Here is a 12665-nt window from a genome sequence, read left to right on the forward strand (position 1 = left end):
CTGCATTGCGCCGTTCTCATGCTCGCCCACGGGGAAAAGCAGAGCAGAACACGCTGGAGCCCTTGGGGCTTGCACGGGATCATGTAGGATAGCAGTCGCGACCTCCGCCGGCGACGCTGCCGGCCGACACTCGGACCGCTTACTCTGGGACTGCTTGATGACCGCGCATGTCATAGTCACCGACGAAGCCGCCACACGCGTGATCCGGCTGCGCAGGCCCGAGAAGAAGAACGCGATCACCCAGGAGATGTTTCGCGCGATCAGCGATGCGATCGACAAGGCGCAGAACAATCCGAAGATCCGCTGCCTGATCGTCACCGGCGGCTCCGGCGTGTTCACCGCGGGCAACGACATCGAGGACCTGCTCGCGCAGGGCACCTCGACCGGCGAGACGCCGCCCGCCTCCGACCTGGTCAAGTTCCTGTATTCGCTGGCCCACAATGTGAAGCCGATCATTGCCGCCGTCGACGGCGTCGCGATGGGCATCGGCACCACGATGCTGTTTCACTGCGACTATGTGCTGGCGAGCAAGGCCGCGCTGTTCTCGACGCCATTCTCCAATTTCGGCCTGGTGCCGGAAGGCGCCTCCAGCCTGCTGATGCCGCGCACGATGGGCCATCAGCGCGCCTTCGCAATGCTGGTGATGGGCCGTACCATGTCGGCCGACGACGCCCGCGTGGCCGGTTTCGTCAACACCGTGGTGGCGCCGGGACATGCCGAGGTCGAGGCGCACAAGGTGGCACGGGAGATCTGCGCGCTGCCGGCCGAGGCGGTGGCGATCTCGCGCCGCCTGATCCGGCTGCCGCCCGAGGACGTCACCCGCCGCATCGAGCAGGAGAACCATCTGTTCAGCGAGCGGATGCGCTCCAACGAGGCGGTCAGCGCCTTCAAGGCCTTCATGGCGCGCACGAAGGATTGAAACGAAGCGTCGCAAAATTGTAGTGGCGTCACGCCATGATCGCGTGTTCCATGATCGTGCATGCCATGGACAGATCATGAGACAGCCCCGCCTTACGCTCCTCGCCGCGCTCTGCACACTCGGACTGGCCGCGGCAGGCCCCTGCCTGGCGCAGACCGCAGCGCCGGTGAACCTGCGGATTCTCGCGATCAACGATTTCCACGGCTATCTGCGGCCGCCACCGGGCGGCATCCGCGTCACCGATCCCGCTGATGCGACCAAGAAGATCATGGTGCCCGCCGGCGGCGCCGAGCGGGTGGCGACCGTCGTCAAGCAGCTGCGTGAAGGCCACAAGAACAATATCTTCGTCGCGGCCGGCGACCTGATCGGCGCGAGCCCGTTCTTGTCGGCGATGTTTCACGACGAGCCGACCATCGAGTCGCTGTCGATGATGGGGCTTGCGATCTCGTCGGTCGGCAACCACGAATTCGACGAGGGCAAGGATGAGCTCCTGCGGATGCAGAATGGCGGCTGCCACCCGGTCGACAAGTGCCAGGGGCCGCATCCCTTCCTGGGGGCCAAATTCCGCTATCTCGCCGCCTCCACGATCGACAAGGCCACCGGCAAGCCGGTGTTTCCGTCCTACGAGATCAAGGAATTCGACGGCATTCCGGTCGCCTTCATCGGGCTGACGCTGAAGAACACGCCGAACCTGGTGTCGCCGGTCGGCGTCGCCAGCCTCGACTTCCGCGACGAGGCCGAGACCGTCAATGCGCTGGTCCCCGAGCTGAAGGCGAAGGGCGTCGAGGCGATCGTGGTCTTGATCCACGAAGGCGGCTTTCCGACCGGCGACTATAATGAATGCCCCGGCATCTCGGGGCTGATCGTCGACATCGTCAAGAAGTTCGATCGTGCCGTCGACGTCGTGATCTCCGGCCACACCCACCAGGCCTATGTCTGCGAGATCGACGGACGGCTCGTCACATCAGGCGACAAATACGGCACGCTGGTCACCGCGATCGACGTTCAGCTCGATCCGAACAGCCACGACGCGATCAGCGCCAAGGCCGACAACACCATCGTGAAGATCGGCGGCACAGCCAAGGACCCGGAGCAGAGCGCGCTTTTGGAATCCTACGACCGGCTGGCCGCGCCGATCGCCAACCGCGCGGCGGGCTCGGTGACGGAAACGCTGGCGCGCACGCCGGCCGAGACCGGCGAAAGCCCGCTCGGCGATATCGTCGCCGACGCGCAGTTGCTTGCCACCAGCTCGGAGCCGAATGGCGGCGCGGTGATCGCCTTCACCAATCCCGGCGGCGTGCGCACCGACATCGTCAAGCGCGAGGACGGCGCCGTCACCTATGCCGACATCTTCGCCAGCCAGCCGTTCCGCAACCAGCTGGTGACCATGACGCTGACCGGCAAGCAGCTCAAGGACGTGCTGGAGCAGCAATGGGCCGACCCGAAACGGCCGCGCGCCCTGCAGGTCTCGAAGGGCTTTGCCTATGCGTGGGATGCGAGCAAGCCCGACGGCGCGCGCATCATCGCCGCGCGGATGTCGCTCGACGGCAAGCCGATCGACCCGGCCGCGAGCTACCGCGTCACCGTGAACCATTATCTCGCCGAGGGCGGCGACGGCTTCACGGTGTTCAAGGAAGGAACGGCGCAGCAGTTCGGCATCTACGACGTCGATGCGCTCTATGCCTATTTCAAGGCCAACAGCCCGGTCGGCCCGGCGGCCGGAAAGCGGATCGAGCGGATCAATTGAAGTGCGGGCATGGAACATCAGTGGGGCGGAGACAGGCCTTTCCGGCGGGCCGGTAACGGCCTAAATTAGACGCTCCTCGCACGCGCCCCCCAATGCGCCGGGAATTTGCATGACACTGCTTCTGACGCACACCGCCTGCCTCGATCACCTGACCCCACCCGGACATCCCGAACGCCCCGACCGGCTGCGCGCGGTTGCCGAGGTGCTCGGCGAAGACCGCTTCAAGGCGCTGGTGCGCGACCTCGCGCCGGAAGGCGACCTCGACAGCGTGCTGCTTTGTCACGGCGAGCACTATGTCGGCGAGCTGCGCCACATCGCGCCGACCTCCGGCATGATCTATATCGACGGCGACACCTCGATGTCGCCGGGCACCTGGGAAGCCGTGATGCGCGGCGTCGGCGGCGCGGTGGCGGCGACCGATGCGGTGATGACCGGCGCGCACCAGAACGCCTTCGTCGCGGTGCGCCCGCCCGGGCATCACGCCGAGAAGTCGACGCCGATGGGCTTCTGCTTCTTCGACAATGTCGCGATCGCCGCGCGCCACGCGCAGCGCAAATACGGCATCAAGCGCGCCGCGATCATCGATTTCGACGTCCACCACGGCAACGGCACGCAGGATATCTTCTGGGCCGATCCGACCGTGATGTACTGCTCGACGCATCAGATGCCGCTGTTCCCCGGCACCGGCGCTTCAGGCGAGCGCGGCGAGCATGACACCGTCGTCAACGCGCCACTGGCGCCCGGCGACGGCGGCACCAAATTCCGCTCCGCCTTCGAGAACCTGATCCTGCCGCAGCTCGAGAAGTTCTCCCCCGAACTCGTCGTCATCTCGGCGGGCTTCGACGCGCATCACCGCGATCCACTGGCCTCGATCAACCTGACCGGCGAGGATTTCGGCTGGGTCACGCGCAAGCTGATGGACCTCGCCGACAAGGGCGCCGGCGGCCGCGTCGTCTCCGTGCTGGAGGGCGGCTACGACCTCGAGGGCCTGAAAGAGTCGGTGGCATCTCACGTCACCGCATTGATGGGCGGGTAAATCCCCGCCACAATACCCCCGCAAAAATTCGATTGATTCTGCGCCGGGGCAAGCATGGCCTGCGACAGGTCATGTTTGGACGACAAGATCCGATCACGGTCTGATCGGCGCACCGGGAACACATAATGGCCGAAAACGCTCAAGCCGACGTCAAGAAGCTCTCCTTTGAACGCGCGATCGAGGAACTCGAATCGATCGTCAAGCGGCTCGAGGACGGCAAGGTCCCGCTTGAGGAATCGGTCGCGATCTATGAGCGCGGCGAGGCGCTGAAGCGGCGGTGCGAGGAATTGCTGCGCCAGGCCGAAGCCCGCGTCGACAAGATCACCACCGACGCCTCGGGCCAGCCGACCGGCACCGAGCCGCTCGACGTGCAGTAGCGCCGCGAGGCGCAACCCTGCGACAGGATGTCCGCGATGGCGGGCAATTGTTGCTGCCTATTTCCGGCAATCCATCACGCCGCGGGGTGACCGCGGCGACCGGCTGCGGCCGCGAATCCGGCCGATCCGGACCGGCCGGCTGCCGCTAAAATGGCCAAATTGGAACCCGCCTTTGGCCCCAAGCATTGAAAAGTCTAGGTTTTTCAAAACAGCGCATAGGAACCCTGCGCCGCCTATCGGGTTGGCTTTGGTTACGGCTTTGGTGTAATGCTTCCAGTTCTATGGGCATTTGAGGGTGGCGGGCGGCCCGAATTATTCGGGCGGCATGCATCTCAAATGGTTCGACAAAACTGAACCGGGACGGGTGAAGAGCGACCAAGGTGATGCATATCACGTGGTCCAATCCGGAGTGAATCTAGGCTTACAACCAGGCAGGGCCTGCCGGGACGGCACCCAGTGTCTGGAATTCGCTGCGCGGTGAGCGCGCCAACCCATCTCGCGTCGGGCCGTTCGTTCCGACAGGCAAAAATTGGAAATTCGCTGTGACCACATTTAGTAAAACGCCGCTTCTTGACACTATTCACACGCCGGATGACCTGCGCAAGCTGAAGGTCGAGCAGGTGCGGCAGGTTGCCGACGAGCTCCGCCAGGAAACCATCGACGCCGTGTCGGTGACCGGCGGCCATTTCGGCGCCGGCCTCGGCGTGGTCGAACTGACCACCGCCATCCACTACATCTTCGACACCCCGCGCGACCGCCTGATCTGGGACGTCGGCCACCAGGCCTATCCGCACAAGATCCTGACCGGTCGCCGCGACCGCATCCGCACCCTGCGCACCGGCGGTGGCCTCTCCGGCTTCACCAAGCGCACCGAGAGCGACTACGATCCGTTCGGCGCCGCGCACTCCTCGACCTCGATTTCGGCCGGCCTCGGCATGGCCGTGGCGCGCGACCTCTCCGGCGGCAAGAACAACGTTATCGCCGTGATCGGTGACGGCGCGATGTCGGCGGGCATGGCCTATGAGGCCATGAACAACGCCGGCGCGATGAACTCGCGCCTGATCGTGATCCTCAACGACAACGACATGTCGATCGCCCCGCCGGTCGGCGCGATGAGCGCCTATCTGTCGCGCCTCTACTCCGGCAAGACCTACCGTTCGCTGCGCGAGGCGGCCAAGCAGATCAACAAGCGCCTGCCAAAGATCCTCGCCAACCGCGCCAACCGCGTCGAGGAATATTCCCGCGGCTTCATGATGGACGGCGGCACGCTGTTCGAGGAGCTCGGCTTCTATTATGTCGGCCCGATCGACGGCCACAATCTCGACCATCTGCTGCCGGTGCTGAAGAACGTCCGCGACATGGAGACCGGCCCGATCCTGGTTCACGTCGTGACCCAGAAGGGCAAGGGTTATGGCCCGGCCGAGGCTTCCGCCGACAAGTACCACGCCGTGGTCAAGTTCGACGTCGCGACCGGCACCCAGGCCAAGGCCAAGCCGAATGCGCCGGCCTACCAGAACGTGTTCGGCCAGAGCCTCGTCAAGGAAGCGCAGAAGGATGACAAGATCGTCGCCATCACCGCGGCGATGCCGTCGGGCACCGGCGTCGACATCTTCAACAAGGCGTTCCCGGACCGCACCTTCGACGTCGGCATCGCCGAGCAGCACGCGGTGACGTTCGCCGCCGGCCTCGCAACCGAAGGCTACAAGCCGTTCTGCGCGATCTATTCGACCTTCCTGCAGCGCGGCTATGACCAGGTGGTCCATGACGTCGCGATCCAGAGCCTTCCGGTCCGCTTCGCGATCGACCGCGCCGGCCTGGTCGGCGCCGACGGCGCGACGCACGCCGGTTCGTTCGACAACGCCTATCTCGGCTGCCTGCCGAACTTCGTGATCATGGCGGCCTCCGACGAGGCGGAAATGGTTCACATGGTGGCGACGCAGGTTGTGATCAACGATCGTCCGAGCGCACTGCGCTATCCGCGCGGCGAGGGCCGCGGCGTCGAGATGCCGGAAGTCGGCATTCCCCTGGAGATCGGCAAGGGCCGCATCGTCCGCGAGGGCAAGCAGGTCGCGCTGCTGTCGTTCGGCACCCGCCTCGCCGAGTGCGAGAAGGCCGCCGACGAGCTCGCTGCTCACGGCCTGTCCGCCACGATCGCCGACGCGCGCTTCATGAAGCCGCTCGACGAGGAGATGATCATGAAGCTCGCCCGCGACCACGAGATCCTGATCACCATCGAGGAAGGCTCGATCGGCGGCTTCGGCTCGCATGTCATGCAGTTCCTCTCCGACAACGCCATGCTGGACAGCGGCATGCTCAAGTTCCGCTCGATGATCCTGCCCGACGTGTTCCTCGACCACGACTCGCCGGCGGCGATGTATGCCCGCGCGGGTCTCGACGCCAAGAGCATCGTTGCCAAGGTCTTCGAAACCCTCGGCAAGGACTACAAGACCGAGACCGTCAAGCTCGCCTAGAGCCTTTCCGTTCCGATTGAATCGGAACGGAGCTCTGGATTTTTGTTTTGACGCGCTTTCTTCACGCGAAGTCGATACCCACTTCGCTTGAAAACGCTCTCATTGCTCGGGCGGTGCCCCTGGTGCCGGCAAGTCCATGAAAATCTATCTGGCAGGTCCTGACGTGTTCCTGCCGGATGCCGTGGAAATCGGCCGCCGCAAGGCGGAGGTGTGCGCCTATCACGGGCTGACTGGACTCTATCCGCTCGACAACAGCATCAATCCCACAGCCGCCGGCGCTTCACTCACCATCTTCAAAAGCAACGAGGCGATGATGGAGTCGGCCGACGCCGTCATCGCCAATTTGACGCCGTTCCGCGGCCCCAGTGCCGACGCAGGCACCGTCTACGAACTCGGCTACATGGCGGGACGCGGCAAGCTGTGCCTCGCTTATTCGAACGATCCCACGTCCTACGCCAATCGCGTGGCGCGGCTGCAGCAGGTCGTGCCGGCATCCGACGGACGCCTGATCGACGCGGAGGGACTGACGGTGGAAGAGTTTGGCTTGCCGGACAATCTGATGATGATGCATGCGCTCGAGCTGCACGGCAGTCCGCTGGTGACGCCGAGGGAGCCTGCGGCCGACCTCTGGCACGACCTCACCTCCTTCGAGACCTGCGTGCGGCTCGCCGCCGCGCAGCGCCGGCAGGCCGCCAAGTGACCAAGCAAGTGACCAAGCCGGGCGACAACGACAACGACGCATCCGCCGGCAAGCGCATCGACGTGCTGCTGGTCGAGCGCGGCCTGTTCGAAAGCCGGGCCCGGGCCCGCGCCGCAATCGACGCCGGCCTCGTCACCGCCGACGGCAAACAGATTGCAAAAGCCTCCGAGATCGTGGCGCCCGGCGCCGCACTCACGGCCGAACCGGCGCATCCCTATGTCTCGCGCGGCGGCGTCAAGCTCGCCGGCGCGCTCGAGCACTATCCAATCGACGTCGAGGGCCATGTCTGCCTCGATGTCGGGGCCTCGACCGGCGGCTTCACCGAAGTGCTGCTTGCCAATGGTGCGAGCCTCGTCTTCGCCATCGATGTCGGCCATGGCCAGCTGCATCCCTCGCTGCAGGGGCATCCGAAGATCGTCTCGATGGAGGAGACCGACATCAGGAATTTCGAGGGCAAACGGCTGCCGGCGCGGCCCGACGTCGTCGTGATAGACGTCAGCTTCATCTCGCTGAAGCTGGTGCTGCCGGTGGCGCTGTCGCTGGCGGCGGCGCCGATGCATCTGTTGGCGCTGATCAAGCCGCAATTCGAGGCGGCGCGCAAACACGCCAAGCGCGGCGTCATCCGCAACGCGATGGTGCACCAGGAGATCTGCGACGATATCGCCGCCTTTGCCGCCTCGCTCGGCTGCACCGACATTCAGGTGTTCCCATCATCGATCACGGGCGGCGACGGCAACATCGAATTCTTCCTCGGCGCGCGCCGTGGCTGAGCTTCTCACCATCGACCATGTCGGCCATCGCGGCGACGGCGTCGCGATCGACGGCGCGCAATCGATCTTCGTGCCCTACACGCTGGCCGGCGAAACGGTCGAGGTCGACGACGTTCCGGGCCATCATCCCGACCGGCGGCGGCTGGTGCGGGTGACGCAGGAAAGCCCCGAGCGGATCACGCCGTTCTGCCCGCATTTCGGCGTCTGCGGCGGCTGCGCGATCCAGCACTGGAATGACGCGCCCTACCGCGCCTGGAAACGCAACATCGTGGTCGAGACGCTGGCGCAGGCAAAAGTCGCGGCCGAAGTCGCGCCGCTGCTCGACGCCCATGGCGCGGGCCGCCGCCGCATCACGTTGCACGGACGCATGGGCACCCATGAGGTGCTCAAGGTCGGCTTCGCTGCGGCCGGTTCGCACGACATCATCCCGGTCGACCGCTGTCCGATCCTCGATCCGGCGCTCGACGGCGCGCTCGAGGCGGCCTGGGCCACAGCCGAACCGCTGATCTCGATCGGCAAGCCGCTCGATATCCAGGTGACCGCGACCCTCAATGGTCTCGACATCGATGTGCGCGGCTCCGGTGCGCTGCCGACCAGCCTGATCACCACTTTGTCGCGGGTCGCCGAGAAACACCGGCTGACACGCCTGACACGGCATGGCGAGCTGGTGCTGCAGCGCGGCTCGCCCGAGATTGCGATCGGAAAGGTGAAGGTCGTGCTGCCGCCGGGCTCGTTCCTGCAGGCGACCGCCAAGGGTGAGGAGACGCTTGCGGCGCTGGTTCGCGAGCATTGCGGACGCGCCAAGCACATCGCCGATCTGTTTTGCGGCGTCGGCCCGTTTGCGCTCCGCCTCGCCGAGAAGGCGCGGGTCACGGCGTTCGACAGCGACGCCGGCGCGATCGCGGCGCTGCAGAAGGCTGCGCAATCGACACCGGGGCTGAAGCCGCTCAGGGCCGAGGCGCGCGACCTGTTCCGACGCCCGCTGATGCCGCAGGAATTGCGCGACTACGACGCCGTCGTGTTCGATCCGCCCCGGCAAGGCGCGCAGGCGCTGGTCACCCAGCTTGCGGCGAGCAAGGTGCCGGTGGTCGTCGCGGTGTCCTGCAACGCCGCGACGTTTGCGCGCGACGCAAAGATCCTGATCGATGGCGGCTACAAGATCGCCGGCGTCACCCCGGTCGATCAGTTCCGCCACACCCCGCATGTCGAGCTGGTGGCGCGGTTTGCGCGCTGAGACATTGCTGCGACTATCGCAGCCCCGCGGCGGTCTCGCTATAATCCGCGTCGCATGTCCCACGATCCGGTGCTCGCGCGCATCATTCCCGTCCTTGCTGGCGTACCGGGCGTCGCCGCCATCGTGCTCGGCGGCTCGCGGGCGCGCGGCACGGCGCATGAGGCCTCCGACACCGATCTCGGCCTCTACTACCGGGACAGCGCCGCGCTGGACGTCGATCGGCTGCGCGCGGCGGTCACGGGCCTGGTCGATGATCCCACCGCTGCCCATGTGACGGCGGTCGGCGAATGGGGACCCTGGATCGTCGGCGGCGCCTGGCTTGCGATCGGCGGTCGCAAGGTCGACCTGCTCTACCGCAGCATCGACCAGGTCACGATGGTGATCGATGCCTGCCGGAACGGCGAGATCAGCATGCACTACCAGCCGGGCCATCCGCACGGCTTCTGCTCGGCGATCTGGATGGGCGAGGTGGCGCTGTGCCGTGCCCTGCATGATCCCGATGGCCTCATCGCGGCGCTGAAGGCGAAGACTGCGCCTTACCCGCCGGCCCTGCGCGAGGCGCTGGTCCGGCGCTTTCAATGGGAAGTCCTGTTCGCGATCGAGAATGCCGAGCTTACCGTGCCGCGCGGCGACGGCACGCATATCGCCGGCTGCGCCTATCGCGCGCTGGCGTGTATCGCGCAGGCGCTGTTTGCACTGAACGGGCAGTATCTGATCAACGAAAAGGGCGCGTTGGCGCAGGCGGCGAATTTTCCGGTGACGGTGCGTGGCCTCGCCGGGCGCGTTGCCGAGGTGTGGCGGCAGATCGGCGCCGCCGAGCACGCCGTCGCGATGCAGACGCTCCGCGAACTCGAGAGCGACGTTCAAGATATTTGCTCGGGGGTTAGCGAACAACCGTAGGATGGGTAGAGCGCAGCGAAACCCATCGCGGCGAAACGAAATTGACGGGTTTCGCTGCGCTCTACCCATCCTACAAACTGAAGAACGACGTCGGAAGATTTGTAGGGCGGGTTAGCGCAGCGTAACCCGCCATGTCTTGCGCAAGAAGCGGTGGATTACGCCTTCGGCTAATCCACCCTACGAATCTACAAGGCTACGCAATCGCTACCGCCCCCAGCGATCCTGCCAGATCTTCTCGCCGATCGTGCAACTGACCCGCGGCTCCTTCTCGGCGGTCCGCACGATCGGGCGCTCGGGGGTGCGGCCGGCGACCTCGAGCAGCAGCTTGGTGCGGATCGCTTCCTTGAACTTCTCGCGATCCTTGATCGACACCACGAAGGAGCCGGGCCCGCCGATCACGCAGTCCTCGTAGTAGTAGTCGAGATTTTCGATATCCATCGTCGAGTAGGACGGCTCCTTCACCATGATCGGCAGGCCGTTGATGACGATGCCCTTGTCGAGCGCTGCATCGCGCGCGGGCGTGATCGGCGTGCCGTTGTTGTTGGGGCCGTCGCCGGAAATATCGATCACGCGGCGCAGGCCGCGATGCGGATTCTCGTCGAACATCGGGATCGCGAAATAGATCGCGCCCGAGATCGAGGTGCGCGAGGCGCGGCGCACCGGCGTCTTCATGATCTCGGCGGAGACTGCATCGGCGGATTCGGGGCCGTCGATCACCCGCCAGGGAATGATGACCTTCTGGTCGTTGGAGGCGGCCCATTCGAAATAGGTGATCGAGATCTTGCCGTTCGGGCCGGCCTTCAGCGCTTGCAGGAACTCCTTGGAAACGATCGCTTGCGCATAGCCCTCGCGCTGGATCGCGAGCTCGTCCATGTCCATCGAGTAGGAGACGTCGACCGCGATGATCAACTCGATGTCGACGCTCGGCGTGGATTCCTTTTCGGCCAGCCGGCCTGTCTGTGTTCCCGGGCCGGGCGCGGCAACACCGGCCACATCGCCGCTGGCCAACATGCCCGCGACAAGCACCGCTCCGATCGAGACATACCAGCGCATTGCGGCCCTCCCGTCGTGTCCCGTCATGGTGACACGCAAATCAGGCGGCGAAAAGCGCAGATATCATCTGTCCTTCACATTCAAGTTAGAGGCCTGCAAGTTAGAGGCCCGCAAGTTAGTCGCTAGCAGGTTGGACGTCGCTTGCCCGAATGCGGCAACACGCGCCGTGCGGTTGCCGCAATGACGCCGTGCAAATCGAACGGTTCCAACACGTGCAGGAAGACGGTATTCTTACGGGCAATCGCGAGGGAGTGCGATGCCCGATACCGTCGTCAAGCCGAGAACCAGGACCAAGACCAAGGTCGAGCGGCCGCGCCTGCACAAGGTGATCCTGGTCAACGACGACTACACGCCGCGCGAATTCGTCGTCACCGTGCTGAAGGGTGAATTCCGCATGACCGACGACCAGGCCTACAAGGTGATGCTGACCGCGCATCAGCGCGGCGTCTGCGTGGTTGCGGTGTTTGCCAGGGATATCGCCGAGACCAAGGCGACGCGCGCCACCGATGCCGGCCGCGCCAAGGGTTATCCGCTGCTGTTCACCACCGAGCCCGAGGAATAGCGGCCATCACCCGCCCGCTGGCCGCGCGAGCTGCGCCCGCTGGCTCAGCGCAATGTCGGCGACGACCGCCCCCATCACCAGCGCGCCGCCGATCAGGGCGCGCGGCGACGGCACCTCGGCAAACGCCAGCCACACCCAGAACGGCATCAGCGGCGTTTCAAGCGTGGCGATCAGCGACGCCTGCGCGGACGGCAGCAATCGGGAGCCGATCGTAAACAGGGTGAGGCCGAGACCGACCTGGCATGCCCCGAACATCGCGAGCACGCCGAGATCGGTGCCGGTGACCGCGCCGACGCCGAGCCCCAGCGGCAAGCTCACGGCGCTGCCGAGAAAGTTCGAGAGCGCCGCGGCGGCAATCATCGGCGTACCCTTGTGCCGCCGGATCACCACCGTCATCAGCGAAATCGCCAGCACCATCACGCAGGCAAGGCCGATGCCCCTGTAATCCGTGATGCCGCCGGCGCCGCTGACGGTAATCGCCACACCTGCGAGTGCGACAAGGCTTGCGAGCAATGTGCCGGGCCGCACCCGCTCACCGAGCCAAAGCCGGGCGATCGCGGCCGCCGCAAACGGCTGCATCGCGATGAGAATGGCGACATTGGCGACGCTGGTCAGTTGCAGCGCCGGAATGAACGTCACCATGCCGAAGGTCGAGAGGCCGGCCACCAGCCATCCGCTCGCGGGCATCACGACGAGATCGCGCGCGCCGCGCCAGCCCTGCGTGGCAACCAGGAAGAGCGCAATCGCGCCGCCACCGAACAACCCGCGCCAGAACAGGATGGTCCAGGAATCGAAGTGCAGCAGCCGGGTGAAGAACGGCGCGGTGCTCCAGGCCGCGGCAGCCGCCACGACCAGCGCGATCCCGCTGCGATGTTGCGCGTCCTTGTCGGCCACCG

The 12665-nt window shown here is 65.5% G+C and carries 12 protein-coding genes; 10 read left to right on the forward strand and 2 right to left on the reverse strand.

Annotated elements, in window-relative coordinates; all coding sequences use genetic code 11:
• The first annotated feature begins 157 nt into the window (after positions 1–157).
• From AAFG13_RS16320 to AAFG13_RS16360, 9 genes are all read left to right on the forward strand, one after another.
• Positions 158–919, forward strand: a complete 762-nt coding sequence (locus AAFG13_RS16320; RefSeq protein WP_342712637.1) for a crotonase/enoyl-CoA hydratase family protein — start codon at positions 158–160, stop codon at positions 917–919.
• A gap of 76 nt (positions 920–995) precedes the next feature.
• On the forward strand, positions 996–2666 hold the full coding sequence (locus AAFG13_RS16325) for a bifunctional metallophosphatase/5'-nucleotidase (protein WP_342712638.1): 1671 nt from the start codon (positions 996–998) through the stop codon (positions 2664–2666).
• 109 nt (positions 2667–2775) lie between these two features.
• Complete coding sequence (locus AAFG13_RS16330; protein WP_212311487.1) at positions 2776–3702, forward strand: histone deacetylase family protein; 927 nt, start codon at positions 2776–2778, stop codon at positions 3700–3702.
• A 125-nt stretch (positions 3703–3827) separates the two neighbouring features.
• Entirely contained in the window at positions 3828–4079 is a 252-nt protein-coding gene (locus tag AAFG13_RS16335; RefSeq protein WP_092124735.1) for an exodeoxyribonuclease VII small subunit, read from the forward strand.
• A gap of 542 nt (positions 4080–4621) precedes the next feature.
• Positions 4622–6550, forward strand: a complete 1929-nt coding sequence (gene dxs / locus AAFG13_RS16340) for a 1-deoxy-D-xylulose-5-phosphate synthase (protein ID WP_342712639.1) — start codon at positions 4622–4624, stop codon at positions 6548–6550.
• A 136-nt stretch (positions 6551–6686) separates the two neighbouring features.
• Positions 6687–7250, forward strand: a complete 564-nt coding sequence (locus tag AAFG13_RS16345) for a nucleoside 2-deoxyribosyltransferase (protein ID WP_212311488.1) — start codon at positions 6687–6689, stop codon at positions 7248–7250.
• Complete coding sequence (locus tag AAFG13_RS16350; RefSeq protein WP_342712640.1) at positions 7247–8020, forward strand: TlyA family RNA methyltransferase; 774 nt, start codon at positions 7247–7249, stop codon at positions 8018–8020. The genes AAFG13_RS16345 and AAFG13_RS16350 overlap by 4 nt, the downstream gene beginning before the upstream one ends.
• Positions 8013–9254 carry a class I SAM-dependent RNA methyltransferase gene (locus AAFG13_RS16355; RefSeq protein WP_342712641.1) on the forward strand — a complete coding sequence of 414 codons (1242 nt, stop codon included), beginning with the start codon at positions 8013–8015 and terminating at the stop codon, positions 9252–9254. The genes AAFG13_RS16350 and AAFG13_RS16355 overlap by 8 nt, the downstream gene beginning before the upstream one ends.
• A 54-nt stretch (positions 9255–9308) precedes the next feature.
• The gene (locus tag AAFG13_RS16360) at positions 9309–10154 is read left to right on the forward strand and encodes a nucleotidyltransferase domain-containing protein (protein WP_212311490.1); all 846 of its coding nucleotides are present in this window, start codon (positions 9309–9311) and stop codon (positions 10152–10154) included.
• Positions 10155–10358: 204 nt separating this feature from the next.
• Here the strand turns inward: AAFG13_RS16360 and AAFG13_RS16365 are convergent, their stop codons facing one another.
• Positions 10359–11207 carry a DUF1194 domain-containing protein gene (locus AAFG13_RS16365; RefSeq protein WP_173641407.1) on the reverse strand — a complete coding sequence of 283 codons (849 nt, stop codon included), beginning with the start codon at positions 11205–11207 and terminating at the stop codon, positions 10359–10361.
• A 256-nt stretch (positions 11208–11463) separates the two neighbouring features.
• Here AAFG13_RS16365 and clpS point away from each other — a divergent pair, with 256 nt between their 5' ends.
• On the forward strand, positions 11464–11769 hold the full coding sequence (gene clpS / locus AAFG13_RS16370) for an ATP-dependent Clp protease adapter ClpS (protein ID WP_212311491.1): 306 nt from the start codon (positions 11464–11466) through the stop codon (positions 11767–11769).
• Between the two features lie 6 nt (positions 11770–11775).
• Here the strand turns inward: clpS and AAFG13_RS16375 are convergent, their stop codons facing one another.
• Positions 11776–12663 (reverse strand): DMT family transporter, encoded by an 888-nt coding sequence (locus AAFG13_RS16375; protein WP_342712642.1) that lies wholly within the window; start codon positions 12661–12663, stop codon positions 11776–11778.
• Between the last annotated feature and the right edge of the window lie 2 nt (positions 12664–12665).

The organism is Bradyrhizobium sp. B124 (assembly GCF_038967635.1).
Lineage (GTDB): Bacteria > Pseudomonadota > Alphaproteobacteria > Rhizobiales > Xanthobacteraceae > Bradyrhizobium.

Bases quoted from the DNA above. Each gene is read 5' to 3' on its own strand.
- AAFG13_RS16330 (WP_212311487.1), top strand. From the start codon at position 2,776: ATGACACTGCTTCTGACGCACACCGCCTGCCTCGATCACCTGACCCCA.
- clpS (WP_212311491.1), top strand. From the start codon at position 11,464: ATGCCCGATACCGTCGTCAAGCCGAGAACCAGGACCAAGACCAAGGTC.
- AAFG13_RS16325 (WP_342712638.1), top strand. From the start codon at position 996: ATGAGACAGCCCCGCCTTACGCTCCTCGCCGCGCTCTGCACACTCGGA.
- AAFG13_RS16335 (WP_092124735.1), top strand. From the start codon at position 3,828: ATGGCCGAAAACGCTCAAGCCGACGTCAAGAAGCTCTCCTTTGAACGC.
- AAFG13_RS16320 (WP_342712637.1), top strand. From the start codon at position 158: ATGACCGCGCATGTCATAGTCACCGACGAAGCCGCCACACGCGTGATC.
- AAFG13_RS16345 (WP_212311488.1), top strand. From the start codon at position 6,687: ATGAAAATCTATCTGGCAGGTCCTGACGTGTTCCTGCCGGATGCCGTG.
- AAFG13_RS16365 (WP_173641407.1), bottom strand. From the start codon at position 11,207: ATGCGCTGGTATGTCTCGATCGGAGCGGTGCTTGTCGCGGGCATGTTG.
- AAFG13_RS16360 (WP_212311490.1), top strand. From the start codon at position 9,309: ATGTCCCACGATCCGGTGCTCGCGCGCATCATTCCCGTCCTTGCTGGC.